Genomic DNA, 18,935 nt, shown 5'->3' on the forward strand with positions numbered 1-18,935 from the left:
GGCCCACAAGAACACAACAGGATTACGGTTTAATTATGGAAGTATCTCGCGTACGGGCCTTGCGGGGCCCTAACCTCTGGAGCCACGACACCGCCGTGGAAGCCATTGTTTCCTGCACCACGCAGGAACTCGACATCGCCCAGCTGCCCGGCTTCGAAGCCCGCCTGCGCGCGCGCTTTCCGCAACTGAGCCCGCTGCAACCGCTGGGCAATTACAACGCCGCGCCGATGGCGCAGGTGCTGGAACTGGCGGCGCTGGGCCTGCAGGCGCAAGCCGGCTGCCCCGTCACCTTCAGCCGCACCACGCCGACCCTGGAAACGGGCATCTTCCAGGTCGTCGTCGAATACTCGGAAGAAGCCGTCGGCCGCCTGGCGCTGGAACTGGCGCAGCAGCTGTGCCAGGCCGCGCTCGACGATGCGCCGTTCGACCTGGCCGGCGCGCTGCACCAGTTGCAGGAACTCGATGAAGACGTGCGCCTGGGCCCATCGACAGGCGCCATCGTCAACGCCGCCGTGGCCCGCAACATCCCGTTCCGCCGCCTGACCGAAGGCAGCCTGGTGACGTTCGGCTGGGGCAGCAAGCAGCGCAAGATCCAGGCCGCCGAAATGGACGGCACCAGCGCGATTGCCGAAGCCATCGCGCAGGACAAGGAACTGACGAAAAAACTGCTGGACTCGGCCGGCGTGCCGGTGCCGCACGGGCGCGTCGCCGTCGACGCGGACGATGCCTGGGCCGCCGCATGCGAGATCGGCCTGCCTGTCGTCGTCAAGCCGAAGGACGGCAACCAGGGCAAGGGCGTGACCGTCAATGTCACCACGCGCGAACAACTGACGGCCGGCTTCCTCGCGGCGCAGGAATTCCGCGACGATATCCTCGTCGAGCGCTATCTGCCGGGCCACGATTTCCGTTTGCTCGTCATCGGCAACAAGATGGTGGCCGCCGCCCGCCGCGACCCGCCGCAAGTGGTGGGCGACGGCCAGCACACGGTGCGCGAACTGGTCGACCAGGTCAACCTGGATCCGCGCCGCGGCAGCGGCCACGCCACCTCGCTGACGAAAATCCGCTTCGACGACATCGCCCTGGCCAGCCTGGCCAAGCAGGGCTATGTGGCCGAATCCGTGCCGCCCGTGGGCCAGCGCGTGATCTTGCGCAATAACGCCAACCTGTCGACAGGCGGCTCGGCCACCGACGTCACCGTCGATGTGCACCCTGAAGTGGCGGCGCGCGCCGTCGCGGCCGCGCACATGGTGGGCCTGGACATCTGCGGCGTGGACGTGGTCTCCGAAAGCATTCTGAAACCGCTGGAAGAGCAGAACGCCGGCATCGTGGAAGTGAACGCCGCACCGGGCCTGCGCATGCACCTGGCGCCGTCGTTCGGCAAGCCGCGTCCCGTGGGCGAAGCCATTATCGCCGCCATGTTCGCCGAAGGCGACGATGGCCGCATTCCCGTCGTCGCCGTCACGGGCACCAACGGCAAGACCACCACCGTGCGCCTGATCGCCCACCTGCTGACGGCTTCCGGCCTGCGCACGGGCATGACCAACACGGATGGCGTGTATATCGAAGGACGCCAGATCGACAGCGGCGACTGCAGCGGCCCGCGCAGCGCGCGCAACGTGCTGCTGCACCCGGACGTGGACGCGGCCGTGTTCGAAACGGCGCGCGGCGGCATGCTGCGCGAAGGCCTGGCCTTCGACCGCTGCCAGGTCGCCGTGGTGACCAACATCGGCGCCGGCGACCACCTGGGCCTGAACTACATCACCACCGTGGAAGACCTGGCGGTCCTGAAGCGCGTGATCGTGCAGAACGTGGCCGACAGCGGCGTGGCCGTGCTGAACGCCACCGACCCCGCCGTGGCGCGCATGGCCAAGAATTGCAGCGGCACTGTGACCTTCTTCGCCGCCGACAAGACGCATCCCGTGATGGCCACGCACCGCGCACAGGGCAACCGCGTGGTGTACGTGGAAGACGGCAAGCTGGTCGCGGCGCAGGGCAAGGAACGCCACGAAATCGCCCTGTCGCAGGTGCCGATCACGCGCAACGGCGCCATCGGCTTCCAGGTCGACAACGTCATGGCGTCGCTGGCCGCCGCCTGGGCCGTGGGCCTGGACTGGAAAACCATCGCGCTGGGCCTGAAAACCTTTGCCAATGAAGCCGACAATGCGCCGGGCCGCTTCAACGTCTTCGATTATCGGGGAGCCACGCTGATCGCCGACTACGGCCACAATCCGGACGCCATTCTGGCGCTGGTGCAAGCCGTGGAGAGCATGCCGGCCAAGCGCCGCTCGGTGGTCATCAGCGGCGCCGGCGACCGCCGCGACGAAGACATCCGCCAGCAGACGGAAATCCTCGGCGCCGCCTTCGACGATGTGCTGCTGTACCAGGATCAATGCCAGCGCGGCCGCGCCGACGGCGAAGTCGTGGCGCTGCTGCGCCAGGGTCTGGACGGCGCCAAGCGCACCAGCCATATCGATGAAATCAACGGCGAATTCGTCGCCATCGACAAGGCCATGGCGCGCTTGAACGAAGGCGATCTGTGCCTGATCCTGATCGACCAGGTGGAAGAAGCGCTGGCGCACATCGCCAAGCGCGTCGCCGAAGCATAAGCGCAGTATCATCGCGCACAAGGGCGGCCTGCGGGCCGCCCTTTTTTATGCGCGCGCGCCGCCTCCCTGCACGCACCCGCATGGTGCAAATGCCCCCTTGCAAGCTTGTAAATTCAGGCATGGAAATTGCTCATAAGAAAACATAAATGGGCTGACAAGAAGGTGGGGCACGCATGGTGGGCAGAATCTCGCGCATGATCGGGAAATTGACGGTGGGGCGCAAACTGGCGCTGATCTATTTGCTCGACCTGTCCGCCGTCATCTTCATTTCCGGCATCCTCATCAACGAAAAATACATCGCCATCGATTTCTCGCGCAAGGAGATGGCGGGCAACGACTACATCGCCGCGATCCGCGATGCGCTGCTGCCCCTGGCACGCGCGCAAGCCGATGCAGCCGGATCGGCAGCTGCCATCGAACTGGCCGAGCGCCAGTTCGGCAGCGATATGCGCAGCGTGGAATTGAGCAGGGAATTTTCCGCCCTGCTGCGCCAGTCCGGCAGTACGACCTTTGCGACGGACGACGGCATCGCGCCCTCGCCCGCCTTCGTTGCCGGACGCGCACTGCTCACGCGCGTGGGCAACCAGTCGAACCTGATCCTCGACCCGGACCTGGACAGCTACTACACCATGTCGCTGGTGATCCTGCGCTTTCCGGAACTGCTGGAAGTGATCAACAGCACGCGCGCCCTGGCCCTGCAACTGGCGACGGCCGAAGGCGCGCAGCGCCAGCGCCTGCAAACCCAGTTCCTGATCCTGGAAGGACGCATGGACGCCACCATGGGCGGCATCGGCAGCGACTACACGGAGGCGTTCGCGGCCAGCACGCCGCTGCTGCGCCAGCACCTGGACGGCTCGCGCGCGGCCCTGCAGCAAGCCGTGGCGCAGTTTCGCGCCAGCACCCAGGCGCTGGCCGGCGCGCCTGTCCGTGCCGCTGGCAGCGCAGCGCTGCTGCGCCACGATGCAGCCGCCTCTGCGGCCCTGCTGCATGCCTGGCGCGAAGCGGAAGGCGAATTGCACCGCCTGATCCAGCTGCGCGTGGACGGCTTCTTTACGCGCATGTGGCTGCACCTGGGCACGGCCGTGCTGCTGCTGGTAATGATATTGGGCCTGGTGTTTTTCGTCGCGCGCCAGATCGCCCTGCCCATCCGCCGCCTGGCGCGCGTGGCGCAGGAAGTGCGCGAAACGGGCGACCATAGCCTGCGCGCCATCTGGGACAGCGAAGACGAAACGGGGCGTCTGGTCAGCGCCTTCAATACCATGCTGCAGCAGCTCGATTTCCAGCGCATGGCGCAGCAGGAACTGGTGGCCAGCGCCAGCGCGGCCGATGCGCAGCGCCAGCTGGTCGACGCCATTCCCATCCCGCTGATGGTCACCTCGATCCCCCATCACCAGGTACTGCAGGCGAACCAGGCCGCGCACGCGTGGCAGGGCGGCCTGGAACTGGACCCGTGGGTGGGCGGCATGAGTCCGCAAGCCCGTTCGCGCTTCTTCCAGCGCTTGAGCGACCTGGGCGCCGTCGATGAATTCGAAGTGTGCTGGAGCGGCAGCGGCACGCCAACGTGGGCCCTGATTTCCGCGCGCCTGATCGACTACCAGGGCCAGCGCGCCGTGCTGTCGACCTTCACGCCGATCAACAAGATGAAGCTGATGGAGTCGCGCCTGGAACTGTGGGCCAAGGTCTTCGAGGCGTCCGCCGAAAGCCTGATCGTGATGGACGCCGGCATGCGCATCATCACCGTCAACCAGGCCTTCCGCCGCCATTCGCTGTACGACATGGTGGAGCTGATCGGCAAGCGCCCGGCCTTTTTGCTCGCCCCCGACAACAGTCCCGAGCAGCTCGACAGCCTGCGCCGGACCCTGGCGCGGCGCGGCTACTGGCAGGGCGAGATCCGGGTGCAGCGCAAGTCGCTGGAAAGTTATCCCGCCTGGCTGGTGATGAACGCCGTGCGCGACCTCGATGGCGTCACCACGCATTTCATCGCCAGTTCGCTCGATATCAGCGAACGCAAGGCCAGCGAGCGGCAGATCGAGCACATGGCCCACCACGACGCGCTGACGGGACTGGCGAACCGCCACGTGTCGAACCTGCGCCTGGCGGCAGCCATCGCGCAGGCCCGCCGCAGCGGCGAAAAGGTGGGCGTGCTGTTCGTCGACCTGGACCGCTTCAAGCACGTCAACGACGCACTGGGCCACCACGTGGGCGACGCGCTGCTGCAATCGGTGTCGGCGCGCCTGCTGCAGCTGGTGCGCGAAGGCGATACCGTCAGCCGCCTGGGCGGCGATGAATTCGTCGTCATCCTCAATGGCATCGGCGACGCCGCATCCATCGCCGCCCTGCTTGACACGCGGCTGATACCGGCCATGCGCCAGCCGCACCAGGTGGAAGGCAACGAGCTGTATGTCTCGTGCAGCGTGGGCGTGGCCATCTATCCGGACCACGGCGGCGACATGGATACCCTGATGCGCCACGCCGATGCGGCCATGTACCAGGCCAAGAGCGGCGGACGCGATCACGCGCGCATGTTCACGCCGCAGATGCAGGAGCAGCAGTTGCAGCAGCTGCACCTGGAAAGCGATCTGCGTCACGCCATCGAACGGCAGGAACTGGTGCTGTACTACCAGCCGCGCATCGATGCGAAAAGCAGCCGCCTGAATGGCGTGGAAAGCCTGATCCGCTGGCAGCATCCGCAGCACGGCCTGATCGCGCCCGACAGCTTCATCCCCGCCGCCGAGGAATCGGGCCTGATCGTCTCCATCGGCGCGTGGGTCATCCGCGAGGCGTGCCGCCAGCAAGTGGCCTGGCGCGAGGCGGGCGCGGGCGACATCGCCGTGTCGATCAACCTGTCGGCCATCCAGTTGAAAAGCGGCGGCCTGGTGGCCACCTTGCGCGAAGTGCTGCGCGAATTTCCCGTCACGCCGGGACAGATCGAATTCGAGCTGACCGAGTCCATCCTGATGGACAACGTGGATGACACCATCGCCACCCTGCACGCCATCAAGGCGCTGGGGTTTGCCCTGTCGATCGACGATTTCGGCACCGGCTATTCGAGCCTGAACTATCTGTGCCGCTTCCCGCTCGACAAGCTGAAAATCGACATGAGCTTCGTGCAGGATATCCACGGTTCGCCGCAGAATCTGGCGGTGACGAAAACCATCATCGGCCTTGGCCATACCCTGGGTCTGACGGTCACCGCCGAAGGCGTGGAAAGCGTGGCCGATGCCGACGTGCTGCGTCATGCCGGCTGCGATGAATTGCAAGGGTATTACTTTGCCCGCCCCATGCCGCAGGCGCACTTCATGGCCTGGCTGGCGCACAGCGCCGCGTCCTGCGCCGCCTGACACTTCCTGTGGAGCGCCCGCAACGCGCAGGCGCCAGGTTCGACAACGCGCGGCGGCCGCCAGGGCGCATGAATGCAGCAGGGATACCGGAATTGGTATTGACATCGCAAAAGAAGTCATTTGTGGGGCAAAGTCATTCCCACCTACCATGTTTCTGAGCAAGTTCCAGCTCTGGCGGCGACTGCCGCAGCGTTCTCAACATAACTAAAATACAGGTGGAGACAAGATGAAGCAATTGATGGCAACGGGCACCCGCACGCCCCGACAAAACACACGGTTGACCTTGAAGGCCACGGTGGCCGCCCTGGCCGGCGCCGGCCTGCTGAGCAGCGCTTCCGTCTGGGCGCAACAGGCGCCCGCCGTGGACACGCCAGTGGAAGAAACGGCACCGGCAGCGGCACCGGCGGCCGACAATGCCGGCATCGCCGTCGTCGCCGTCACCGGCGTGCGTCGCGCGGCGCAAAGCGCACAGACGATCAAGAAAAACAACGACCAGGTGGTCGATTCCATCGTCGCCGATGAAATCGGCAAATTCCCCGACAAGAACGTGGCCGAAATCCTCGGCCGCGTGACGGGCGTGCAGATCCGCCGCGAAGGCGGCGAAGCGGGTACCGTCATCATCCGCGGCTTGCCCGGCGTGGTGACCTTGCTCAACGGCCGCGAAATGTTCACCTCCGTGGGCCGCAGCCTGTACCTGGCCGACATCCCGACGGCCATGCTGCAGCGCGTGGACGTGTACAAATCGCAGGGCGCCGACATGGTCGAAGGCGGCACGGCCGGCGTGATCGACGTGCGCACCAACCGCCCCTTCGACTTCAAGGGCTTTACGGCATCGGGCAACGTGCGCGCCGAGCACCGCGACAAATCCGGCTCGACGGACCCGAACGTCAGCGGCATGGTCTCGAACCGCTGGAAGACCCCGTACGGCGAATTCGGCGCCCTGCTCGGCCTGTCCTACCAGCGCGGCAAATACTATGACGAGACGATCTGGAATGCCGAACCCGTCAAGCGCCCCGAAGCGGGCAATATCACGGGTCCCGATTCCGTCGGCATGATCCCGACCGTGGGTGACCGCAAGCGCTATGCGGCGAATGCCGCCTTCCAGTGGCGCCCGAACTCGCAGGTGGAAGTGTATGCGGAAGGCATGTCGACCCTGATCAAGCATGCGTTCGACAGCCAGTTCTTCGTCGGTTCCCTGCCGTGGGGCCAGAACCCGGACATCACCCTGATCCCCGGCACCAATCAGGCGGCCACGGTGGGCAAGATCGACGGCCCATGGTCGCCGTTCACGCTGGGCTCGACCCAGGCGCGGCGCGACCGCTCGATCGGTTCGCAAGGCGCCATCGGCGCGCGCTGGGACATCACGCCGCAGCTGCGCGCCACCACGGAACTGGCGCGCACCGTCAGCAACTTCGAGCGCGAATTTCCCATCCTCGACTTCCTCGCCCATCCGACCAGCGTGATCGGCAGCACCAACGTCAACGGCGGCGCGCAGATCAGCTACCCCGGCTACAACATGACGGATCCGAAGAACTACACGCTGCTCGGCTTCTACGACAATCACAGCCACGATGAAGGCAGCTCGACCGACTGGCGCGGCGACGTTACCTACGACATGGACAGCACGGGCTTCTTCCGCGAATTCTCGGGCGGCGTGCGCCTGGCCAAGCGCAAGGCGGAATCGATACGCGAAAAGAACGTGCAAGGCGGACTGACGTCGATCATGACTGCCGACGCCCTGCCCGGCCTGGCCTGCACTTCGCACAAGAACACGGGCAATTTCGGCCTGCAAAGCTGGCTCACGCCATGCCGCGACTTCATGCTCAACAACACGGATACCTTGCGCCAGCTGTTTACGGGCAGCAGCGAGCGCAGCCCGGACGATCCGATGACCCACTTCAAGGATGTGGAAAAAACCAATGCCGTCTACGGCAAGGCGCGCATCGGCTTTGACCTGGCGCAAGTACCGGTAGATGGCACCCTGGGCGTGCGCGTGGTGCAGACCAAGCAGGACTTGCAAGGCAATTCCTCGCAAAACGGCATCATCACGCCGGTACGCGTGACGACTTCGGATACGGACGTGCTGCCCAGCATGACCCTGAAAGCCATGCTGCGCCAGGACCTGATCGCCCGCATGACGGCAGGCAAGGCCGTGCAGCGCCCGAACTTCGCCGACTTCAACCCCGGCGTGACCCTGGGCCAGAGCCTGGAGATGGTGCGCCCGACGGGCAACGGCGGCAATCCCGACCTCAAACCAGTGGAAGGCAAGAACCTCGACGTGGCGCTGGAATGGTATTTCGCGCAAACGGGTTCCGTCACGGCCACCGTGTTCCGCCACAACTTCAAGAATTACATCCTGTCCGGTTCGGCCAAGGAAACGTATGGCGGCATCGAGTACGACATCACGCGTCCGCGCAACACCTCGAAGGGCCATCTGCAAGGCGTGGAAATGGCTTACCAGCAGTTCTACGACAAACTGCCAGGCTGGATGAGCGGCCTCGGCCTGCAAGCGAACGCCACCTACATGACGGGCGAGCTGGAAGAATTGAATGGCAGCGTGCATCCGTTCACGGGCATGTCGAAATGGTCGGCCAATATCGTCGGCCTGTACGAACAGGGACCGTGGTCGGCGCGCCTGGCCTACAGCTGGCGCGACAAGTACGTCGACGACTACAACTACCGCGGCAAGGGTATCCACCTGACCGTCGCGCCAACCAAGACCCTGGACGCGTCGGTCTCGTACAAGCTCAACCCTAACACCACGGTGACGCTGGACGCGAACAACCTGCTCGACTCGACCTACCGCGACTACCACGACACGCCCGAGTATGTGCGCGATGTGCGGCGCTATGACAAGGTTGTCGGTCTATCCGTCCGCTGGAGCTACTAAAAACGCCCAGGGCGTTGTTGCCGCGCCTCGCCGTACTGTGCGTACTGTCTTCGGCGCGGCGCCTAGCCCTGGACGTTTTTAGCACCGGCAGCAACACCTGACCAAACCGGCCGCGCGGCGCGCTTTGCGGCCGGCGATGGTTTTGTCAGGCGTCGACGCGTCATTGAAATACATATTCTTTCTTCCTTGAGGGTTTTCAGCGCCAGCCGGCAACGGTTGGCGTTTTTTTGCTTTGCGGAATCTATCCGACAGTGGAATTGATTTAACGCAAAATGGCGCCGCCGGGGGCTTTTATGCTGGCAGCTTGACTAGCGAACCCGGCGGGGACAGCATGCGCAATGCACGGCACGTCGACACACAGTTATTTCAACCCGACATCCCGGTGCGGCTCGACATGCGCACGGCAGCGCTGGTCGAGCATGCGCTGGCCTTGCAGGAAATGGCCGGCACGGGCGCAGCCGCCCTGTTTTTGCACTGTCACGACGTGCCGCTGCCCACCGCCCTGCGCGTGCTGACGACGGGACCGCGCCGCAAACCGGCCGGGCCGCACCTGTTTGCACGCCTGCGCCCGCGCACGGCCGCGCTGGCGCAAGGCTTGCCGCTACCGGCGCGCTGACGAATCCTGTACCATCGCCGCAACCGATCACATGAGGCACGGCGATGCAGGCAGCGACACCCCACGACTCCTATACGGCACTGATGGACCTGATCAAGGCACGCCATGCGGAACTGAGCCCGCAATTCCAGGCCGGCGCCCGCTACCTGGCGGACCATCCGGACGAAGTGGCCGTCTCATCGATGCGCAGCATCGCCGCGCGCGCGCAGGTGCAGTCGGCCGCCCTCGTGCGCCTGGCGCAACAGCTGGGCTTTGCCGGCTGGCCGGAACTGAAAGCCATCTTCGTCGAGCGCCTGCGCACCGCACCGGCCGGCTATGCGGCAAAGGCGGACGCGCTGGCCGGCAAGGACGGGAACCTGATCACCGAAGTGTTCACGGTGCAGCAGCGCAACCTGGCCGCCACGGAAAGTGCCAACCACGCCGCCCTGGATGCCGCCGCCAACCTGCTGCAGGCGGCGCCCCGCGTGCATGTGGCCGGCTTTCGCGCCGCCCACCCCATCGCCTACACCCTGCACTACCTGTACCGATTGCTGCGCCCCAGTGTGCAGCTGCTGAGCGGCCAGGGCGGCACCCTGGAAATGGACTTGCGCGCCCTGCAGGCGGGCGAAGCCATCGTCGTCGTCAGCTTCGCACCCTATTCCAGCGAAGCGCTGCTGGTGGCGCAGACGGCGCGCCAGGCCGGCTGCCAGCTGGTCGCCATCAGCGACAGCCCCCTGTCGCCGCTGGCCCTGCAAGCCGATGCCAGCATCGTCATCGCCGTCGACAGCCCCTCGTTCTTCCCCTCCATCGTGGCCGGCGTCGCCGCCGTCGAAAGCCTGGTGGAACTGCTGGTGGCGCGCGCGGGGCCCGATGCCGTCACCGCCATCGGCGCGGCGGAAAGCCAGCTGCAGGCGCTGGGCGCCTACGCAAAAACATCAAATGGTGTAAATTAAAAACAAATACACCGAACGTTGTAAAGCAGCGCAACGCCTTCTATAATCGGTCTTCCCCTTGCCGATAAGAAAGCGATGCCATGAGCCATGTCTTCCACCGCAGCTTGACCGCCAGCTATCCCGTCGCCACGGGCGGCGATGGCCCCTACCTGATCGACGCCGACGGCAAGCGCTACCTGGACGCCTGCGGCGGCGCGGCCGTCTCCTGCCTCGGCCATGCGGATGCGGCCGTGATCGCGGCAGTGCAGCAGCAGGTTGCCAGGATGGCGTACGCGCACAGCTCGTTTTTCACCACCGAGCCGATGGAGCAGCTGGCCGATTTCCTCGTCGCCCGTGCCCCAAATGGCATCGACAGCGTGTATTTCGTCTCGGGCGGTTCGGAAGCGGTGGAAAGCGCGCTCAAGATGGCGCGCCAGTATTTCGTGGAACGGGGCCAGCCGCAGCGCCGCCACGTGATTGCGCGCCGCCAGAGCTACCACGGCAACACCCTGGGCGCACTGGCCACGGGTGGCAACGCCTGGCGCCGCCAGCAATTCGAACCGCTGCTGATCGACGTGACGCACGTGTCGCCCTGCTACGCCTGGCGCGACCAGCCAGCCGATGAAACGGACGGCGACTACGTGGCGCGCCTGGGCCAGGAACTGGAAGACACTATCGCCGAGCTGGGCGCGGACAAGGTCATGGCCTTCATCGCCGAACCCGTCGTCGGCGCCACGGCCGGCGCCCTGCCCGCCGTCGCCGGCTACTTCCAGCGCATGCGCGAAATCTGCCAGCGCCATGGCATCCTGCTGATCCTCGACGAAGTCATGTGCGGCATGGGCCGCACGGGCAGCCTGTTCGCCTGCGAGCAGGAAGGCGTCACGGCAGACCTGATCTGCATCGCCAAGGGCCTGGGCGCCGGCTACCAGCCCATCGGCGCCGTGATGGTCTCCAAGGACATCCGCGACACCATCCGCGCCGGCACGGGATTCTTCCAGCACGGCCACACGTATATCGGCCACGCCACGGCCTGCGCCGCCGCCCTGGCCGTGCAGCGGCAGATCGAGGAACGCGGTCTGCTGGTCAACGTGCGCGCCATGGGCAGCTTGCTGCAAGAGCGGCTGCTTGCGCGTTTCGATGGCCATGCGCACGTGGGCGACATCCGCGGCCGCGGCCTGTTCCTGGGACTGGAACTGGTGCAGGACCGCGCCAGCAAGCAGCCGTTCGACCCGGCCCGCCGCCTGCATGCGCGCATCAAGGCGCAAGCCATGCAGAACGGACTGATGTGCTACCCCATGGGCGGCACCATCGATGGCCTGCACGGCGACCACATCCTGCTGGCGCCGCCCTATATCATCGACGCCAGCCACGTCGATGAAATCGTCGACAAGCTGGGCACGGCCATCGATGCTTGCGTGGCGTAGCCGCGCATGCCGGCGGCAGAAATGCACCAAGGCCTCGACCAGCAACTTTTGTTCACTCCTTGCCAATATTAATTGACTTATTTTAAACAATCGTTTTAAATCAGGAAGTTACTCAAAATCAATCATCTTGAGCATTCAAACATCGCATTGCCCATTTCGATGCTGGACGCCCACGTTGATGCACTCTGAAGCCAAGGTATATGGAACTGCTCGACTCCCTGCGTCAGCCCCCACTGCAAGACGACACGATCAGCGGGCACTATGAAGTGCGCCGCTTGCTGGGCGAAGGCGGTTTCGGCCATGTATTCGAAGCCTGGGATGCCAAGCTGTGCCGCAGCGTGGCGCTGAAACGCCTGAAACCGCAAGCCGACGTGCTGCATCCGGAAAAACTCATCAATGAAGCACGCCTGGCCGCCTCGCTCAAGCATGCCGCCTTCGTGCGCATTTTCGCCATCGAAGGCCAGGGCACGAGCCAGTCCATCGTCATGGAACTGGTCGAAGGCCAGACCTTGGGCCAGTTCATGCACAGCGGCAAGGCTGGCCTGCAAGCCGCGCTCGACATCGCCTACCAGATCGCCGACGCCATGGACGAGGCGCACGCCATGGACCTCGTGCACGGCGATCTGAAACCGTCGAACCTGATGCTGGAGGCAAACGGCAAGGTGCGCATCCTCGACTTCGGCCTGGCCCGCCACATCGACCCGCAAGCAACGCAAACGACCACCCTGTGCGACTTGCAGGGCACGATTGCCTACATGGCGCCCGAGCGCCTGATGGGCCGCCTGCCCGACACGCGCGGCGACGTATATGCCTTGGGCGCCATGCTGTACGAAATGCTGGCCGGCCAGCGCCACTTCGCCCACCTGAACGGCCTGGCCCTGGCCGCCGCCCACATGCAGGCAACGGAAGCCTGGCCCGACCTGCCGGAAACCGTCCCGCCCACCATCAACGCCCTCGTGCGCGCGATGACGGCGCACGACCCGGCGGAACGGCCACGCACCATGCGCGATGTGCGCGAGGCGCTAGGCGCGCAGCGCGGCGAACCGCTCACCTTGGCTGCGCCCCTGGCCGACGAGCCGCCGGCGAAGGAAGAGCCGCCCGCCAGCGTCTCCATCCGCCTGCCCCTGCCCCGCAAGCGCACCCTGAAATGGGGCGCGGGCGTGGCACTGCTGGCCGTGCTGGCAGGATGGCAGTTGCCCAATATCATTCCTGCCGTCAAATCGTTCGTCACAGGCGAAAAGGCGCCAGCGCCGTATTCGGAAATGGCCAGCATGGCAGCGGGGATGGAGGCGTTGCGGGTGTTTGATCGAGACACCAACCAGCAACTAGCCATCCAGGAATTTACCAAGGTTCTGACACATACTCCAAACCATTCAGCGGCGGCCGCCGGTTTGTCGCTGGCATCCGGCCTGCGCTACATCGGCAATGGCCGCGATCCCACCTGGCTGCAGCGTGCAGATATCAGTGCCAAATTGGCATTAGCAGCGGACAATCAACTTGCACTCGCCCATGTGGCGCAAGCCTGGGTCCTGGAATTTCAAGGAAAACGCGCCGAAGCCATGCAACTGGCCAACGCGGCCCTGAACCTGGAACCCAACAATGTCATGGCGCTGTATGGGAAAGTGCGCCTGTTGATCCATGCACAAAGATTTGAGCAAGCACAGGCTTTGTTGGAACATGCCATTGCGACCTATCCACAGGAGCGTCTCTTCATATCTCAGCTTGGCGCCATGTACTACAAGCAGGCTAACTATATGGCTGCCGAGCAGGCTTTTCGCAAAAGCATCAAAATGGATCCGCAAACGCCCGGCTCCTATGCCCAGCTGAACGCCGTCCTGCTACGCCAGAATCGTCCCGATGAAGCATTGCAAGTATTGCAGCAGGGATTGCAGGTACGTCCTGACTGGGAGCTATACACTAATTTGGGGACATCGCTATTTGCCAAGGGCGACTATTCGGGTGCCGTCCAGGCATTCGAGAATGCCGTTTCCGACAATAAGGGAAATCCCGGTAACTATTGGCTGTGGGCAAATCTGGCCGATGCCCAGCGCTGGGTGCCAGCCCAGGCGAAAGCATCGCAGCGCTCCTACGAACGGGCCATCGAACTATTGACGCCGCTGCTGAAACGCCTGCCCCATGATCCCACATTCAACTCCAGGATGGCATTGTATTGCGCTTACGCAAATATCAAACAGTCAGCCCTAGCTCATGTGAAACAGGCTGTCACGCTGGCGCCCGAGGCGCCCGATATCCATTTTCGCGCCGCCTTGACCTATGAACTCATAGGAAATCGAGCTGAAGCATTCACCGCCCTGACGCATGCGATCAAGCGTGGCTACCCTATCAATCTGATCGAATCCACACCCGATCTGTTGAATCTTCGGCGAGATACTCGCTACCAGCAATTACTTGATATAGAAAGAAACGATAAAAAATGACCTATGTAAGCCCTTGGATGAAATTGTCCGTGCATTTTGACGCAGATCAGATCACCAATCAACTCGACTACAGCTTCACCTCGTGCGATGGTACGGCCGATCCACGTCACGGCCCCTACATGGGCGGCGTGCACTTCCAGAAAGGCCAGCATGTCTATCTCGACGTCACCTGCTGCGGCTCCAAGGAAAGCGGCTTCACCTCGTTCCAGATCGTCGACTGCTGCATCATCAGCGTGCCGCAACTGACACAGATCGGCCCGAAAGTAGCAACCATCTACTCGCCGCCTTCGCCCTTCCTGCAAGCCGTAGGCGCCACTTATAGCTTGCCGCTGGACTTCGAAATCCAGCAAATACTGGGCGAACCGGAACTGCCGGCCCTGCACCGCATCCGCCAGGAATGGAAGCACAATCTGGATGTGGGATATGCAAGCGGCCGCTGGGAATTGTCTTTCGTCATGACAGTGCGCATCATGCGCGGCGAAGGCGTTCAACCAGAGCTACGCGTTTTTTCCTTCGACCCGGAAAGCTCAGTTGGCGGCAATACCGACTGGTAAAACTCCTTGTCCCGCCATATGCCAGCATGGCGGGACTCATCAGCCAAAAACGCATCGGTAAACACAGGCTACCTACAGGCACTCACCGGGGCCAGGGTCAGTTCTGCTATCCAGACACGATCCGTGTCGTCACGCTCTCCGTTGAGCACAGCATAGTCAACTCCCAGGCCCCCACACCGGCGCGGCTTTTTCACATCCGCACGCAATACGCCGCCCCGCCCGCCGAAAGCGGTAAAATGACGGCCTTGAAGCCAAGCTCCGCCCCCTGGCGCGGCCTTGAACGCACTCAGCACCACCCACAGCCCGGCAGGCACGCATTTTCCGGCCGCCGGACCAACGACAAAGAACACATGACCACCGTCCCAAAAGAAATCAACGCCGCCGCGGCAAAGAAAAATTCGGCTGAAAAGCTTACTCCAATGATGCAGCAATATTTAGGCATCAAGGAAAACCACCCGACGATGTTGGTCTTCTACCGCATGGGCGATTTCTACGAGCTGTTTTTCGAGGACGCGGAAAAAGCGTCGCGCCTGCTGGGCATTACCTTGACGGCGCGCGGCGTGGCCAGTGGCAACCCGATTAAAATGTGCGGCGTGCCGTTTCATTCGCTGGACGGCTACCTGGCCAAGCTGGTCAAGCTGGGCGAGTCGGTGGCCATTTGCGAACAGATCGGCGACCCGGCCACCAGCAAAGGCCCCGTCGAGCGCAAGGTCATGCGCGTCGTCACGCCCGGTACCCTGACGGATGCGGACTTGCTGCCAGAGAAGGCCGAGCGCCCGCTGCTGGCCATGTGCAGCATCACGCAACGCAAGACGGTCACCACTGGCCTGGCCTGGCTGTCGCTGGCCAGCGGCGCTTTGAAGCTGATGGAGTTTTCCGGCGACAGCGGCACCGTGGCCGTGCGATTGCAGCAGGAACTGGAACGCATCGTGCCGGCTGAAATTCTCAGCGGCGACAATGGCAACCTGTTCGACGACTACGCGGGCACGCACATCAACCGCGTGCCGGACTGGCATTTCGACGTGGTGGGCGGCCACAAGGCCCTGCTCGACCAGCTGGGCGTGGCGACCTTGACGGGCTTTGGCGCCGATGGCCTCGGCGCCGCATTTGGCGCGGCCGGCGCGCTGCTGCGCTATGCGCAGTCGACGCAGGGACGCGGCTTGCAGCACGTGCGCTCCCTGACGACGGAAACGGAAAGCGAATTCATCGGACTGGACGCGGCCACGCGCCGCAACCTGGAACTGACGGAAACCATCCGCGGCCAGGAATCGCCGACCTTGTTCTCCTTGCTGGATCATTGCCGCACGGCCATGGGTTCGCGCATGCTGCGCCACTGGCTGCACCATGCGCGGCGCGACCAGAACGTGGCCCGCGCGCGCCATGAAGCTATCGCCGCACTGGCGCAAAGCGAAGCGGCCGGTCCGCTCGCCGCCACCCTGGCGCAAGTACCCGACATCGAACGCATCACCACGCGCATCGCGCTGCTGTCGGCGCGTCCGCGCGACCTGGCCGCCCTGCGCGACGGCTTGCTACAACTGCCGGCCCTGCGCGGCGACGTGGTCCGTTGCTATAGGGGTGAACAATGCGGCCAGGGCGGCGAAACCGGTTTGCTGGCCGCCATCCATACGGCGCTGGCCACGCCTGTTGCCTGCCTGGACTTGCTGGTGCGCGCCGTGGCGCAGGAGCCGGCCGCGATGGTGCGCGACGGCGGCGTGTTTGCCACCGGTTTCGACGCCGAACTCGATGAATTGCGCGCCCTGTCGGAAAATGCGGGCCAGTTCCTGCTCGACCTGGAAACGCGCGAACGGGCGCGCACGGGCATCGCCAACCTGCGCGTCGAATACAACAAGGTGCATGGCTTCTACATCGAAGTCACCCACGGCCAGACGGACAAGGTGCCGGACGACTACCGCCGCCGCCAGACCCTGAAAAACGCCGAGCGCTACATCACGCCGGAACTCAAGGTGTTCGAAGACAAGGCCCTGTCTGCGCAAGACAAGGCGCTGGTGCGCGAAAAGCTGCTGTACGACCTGCTGCTGGCCGACCTGGCGCCGCACATCGGCACCCTGCAGACCATCTCGCAAGGCCTGGCCCAGCTCGACACCCTGAATGCGCTGACGGAACATGCGCAGCAACACAACTGGGCCGCGCCGCAACTGGTCGAGGAACCCTGCATCAACATCGTCGAAGGCCGCCACCCCGTGGTGGAAAAGCAGATCGAACGCTTCATCGCCAACGATTGCCGCTTCGTCAACGAGCGCCGCCTGCTCCTGATTACCGGTCCGAACATGGGCGGTAAATCGACCTTCATGCGCCAGGTGGCCCTGATCACCCTGCTGGCCTACGTGGGCAGCTACGTGCCGGCCGCTTCCGCCACCATCGGCCCCATCGACCGCATCTTCACGCGTATCGGCGCCACCGACGACCTGGCGGGCGGACGCTCGACCTTCATGGTGGAAATGACGGAATCGGCGGCGATTTTGAACGGCGCCACCGAGCACTCGCTGGTGCTGATGGATGAAGTGGGCCGCGGCACCTCGACCTTCGACGGCCTGGCCCTGGCCTGGGCCATCGCGCGCCATCTGATCGATACGAGCCGCAGCTTCACCCTGTTCGCCACGCATTACTTTGAGCTGACGCAACTGCCGGACAGCCACCCGAGCGCCGCCAACGTGCATCTCTCCGCCGTCGAGCACAAGGACAGCATCGTCTTCCTGCACGCCGTGCAAGCCGGTCCCGCCTCGCAAAGCTACGGCTTGCAGGTGGCGCAACTGGCTGGCGTGCCGCAGCCCGTGATCAAGGCGGCGCGCAAGCACCTGGCGCGCCTGGAAGCGCAGGCGCTCGACGCCACGCCGCAGCGCGACCTGTTCGCCGCACCGGCAGCCGATTCGTATGCACAGGAGGAAGAAGAGGAAGCGGCGGCGCCGCTGGCAGCGTTGAACGCGGCGCAGCAAGCCTTGCTCGACGCCATCGCCGACCTCGATCCCGATGCGCTCACGCCGCGCGACGCGCTGGAACAGCTGTACCAGTTGAAACGGCTGGCCGCCGCATGACCTGCCGGCGCAGCTCGATACGCCTGCTGGCCGCCGGCTTGCTGACTGCCAGCCTGCCATGGCAAGCGGCGCTGGCCGCTTCGGGCGACCAGGCCGGCTTCGAGTTTGCCGTGCTGGGCCATTCCTTCAACGCGGGGCCGGACGACGGCCCCCTGAAAAAAGCCATCGCCGACACCAGCGCCTTCAATGCCTCGTTCGTCGTGGCCACCGGCATCAAGGCCGCCAGCGAATCGTGCAGCGACAAGCTGTATGGCCAGCGCAAGGATTTGCTGGACGCCAGCGGACCGCCGCTGATCGTCTCGCTGTCGGCCAGCGACTGGGCCAACTGCCGCAATTCGCGCGGCAGGGTCAACGCCATCGAACGCCTGAACCGCCTGCGCGACGTGTATTTTGCCGATGACCAGAGCCTGGGCCAGCGCAAGCTGACTTTGTCGCGGCTGTCATCGACGGCGAAGTTCCGCAGCTATGCGGAAAACGCCCACTGGGAATACGGCGGCGTGCTGTTTGCTACCGTCAACCTGCCCGCGAACAACAACCATTTCTTGCCAGAAGCGGGACGCAACAGTGAATTCGAAGACCGCCTGGTCGCCAACCGCTCCTGGCTGCAGCGCCTGTTCGCCATGGCGCAGCGCAAGCAGCTCGACGGCATCGTGCTGTTTTCCGATGGCGACGCGGGCGTGCTCGATGAAGACGACAATTCGCTGCTGCCCAGCTTTAGTTCGAAACAGGACGGCTTTGCCGGACCGCGCAAGCAGATCCGCACCCTGGCGAAGAAGTTCAGCGGCAAGGTGTTATTGGTCGATACGCAGCGCGATGGCGACACGGATGGCAAGGAGGGGAAAACCAAAAAAGCCGCAGCCAAAACAGGCGGGCCGAAGATCAGCTGGAAAGGCAACCTGGGCCACGTCAGCATCAACAACGACTGGGCCGCCATCGCCGTACGGCCCGGCAAGACGCCATTCTTTGAGGTGCGTCAACGCGCCGTCAGGCCATCGGCGCAAGCCAGGGCCAGGGCGTCGACCGTGCGCCGTTAGCGCATAAGCAAACAGGCCGGCATGTAGCCGGCCTGTTTTCATTCAAGCAGCGTCACGCCCAACAGACG

The 18,935-nt window shown here is 64.3% G+C and carries 10 protein-coding genes; all 10 read left to right on the forward strand.

Annotated elements, in window-relative coordinates:
* The first annotated feature begins 35 nt into the window (after positions 1-35).
* The 10 genes from cphA to CSQ91_RS14165 all read left to right on the forward strand — a co-directional run bounded on the left by cphA (position 36) and on the right by CSQ91_RS14165 (position 18,867).
* Complete coding sequence (gene cphA / locus CSQ91_RS14120; protein WP_099388770.1) at positions 36-2,606, forward strand: cyanophycin synthetase; 2,571 nt, start codon at positions 36-38, stop codon at positions 2,604-2,606.
* 194 nt (positions 2,607-2,800) lie between these two features.
* Positions 2,801-5,947, forward strand: coding sequence for an EAL domain-containing protein (locus CSQ91_RS14125; RefSeq protein ID WP_257217348.1), 3,147 nt, complete (start codon positions 2,801-2,803; stop codon positions 5,945-5,947).
* A gap of 226 nt (positions 5,948-6,173) precedes the next feature.
* Positions 6,174-8,837 carry a TonB-dependent receptor gene (locus tag CSQ91_RS14130; RefSeq protein ID WP_257217349.1) on the forward strand — a complete coding sequence of 888 codons (2,664 nt, stop codon included), beginning with the start codon at positions 6,174-6,176 and terminating at the stop codon, positions 8,835-8,837.
* 304 nt (positions 8,838-9,141) lie between these two features.
* Positions 9,142-9,453 carry a hypothetical protein gene (locus tag CSQ91_RS14135; protein WP_180278437.1) on the forward strand — a complete coding sequence of 104 codons (312 nt, stop codon included), beginning with the start codon at positions 9,142-9,144 and terminating at the stop codon, positions 9,451-9,453.
* 44 nt (positions 9,454-9,497) lie between these two features.
* Positions 9,498-10,385, forward strand: a complete 888-nt coding sequence (locus CSQ91_RS14140; protein WP_099388772.1) for a MurR/RpiR family transcriptional regulator — start codon at positions 9,498-9,500, stop codon at positions 10,383-10,385.
* Positions 10,386-10,465: 80 nt separating this feature from the next.
* Complete coding sequence (locus tag CSQ91_RS14145; RefSeq protein ID WP_099388773.1) at positions 10,466-11,788, forward strand: aspartate aminotransferase family protein; 1,323 nt, start codon at positions 10,466-10,468, stop codon at positions 11,786-11,788.
* Between the two features lie 200 nt (positions 11,789-11,988).
* Entirely contained in the window at positions 11,989-14,226 is a 2,238-nt protein-coding gene (locus CSQ91_RS14150) for a serine/threonine-protein kinase (protein WP_099388774.1), read from the forward strand.
* A 29-nt stretch (positions 14,227-14,255) separates the two neighbouring features.
* The gene (locus CSQ91_RS14155; protein ID WP_143450364.1) at positions 14,256-14,780 is read left to right on the forward strand and encodes a hypothetical protein; all 525 of its coding nucleotides are present in this window, start codon (positions 14,256-14,258) and stop codon (positions 14,778-14,780) included.
* Positions 14,781-15,130: 350 nt separating this feature from the next.
* Positions 15,131-17,833 carry a DNA mismatch repair protein MutS gene (gene mutS / locus CSQ91_RS14160; protein WP_099388775.1) on the forward strand — a complete coding sequence of 901 codons (2,703 nt, stop codon included), beginning with the start codon at positions 15,131-15,133 and terminating at the stop codon, positions 17,831-17,833.
* Positions 17,830-18,867 (forward strand): hypothetical protein, encoded by a 1,038-nt coding sequence (locus tag CSQ91_RS14165; RefSeq protein WP_099388776.1) that lies wholly within the window; start codon positions 17,830-17,832, stop codon positions 18,865-18,867. The genes mutS and CSQ91_RS14165 overlap by 4 nt, the downstream gene beginning before the upstream one ends.
* The last annotated feature ends 68 nt before the right edge of the window (positions 18,868-18,935 follow it).

Origin of the sequence: Janthinobacterium sp. BJB301, assembly GCF_002735685.1 — a bacterium.
GTDB classification, from domain to species: domain Bacteria; phylum Pseudomonadota; class Gammaproteobacteria; order Burkholderiales; family Burkholderiaceae_D; genus Janthinobacterium; species Janthinobacterium lividum.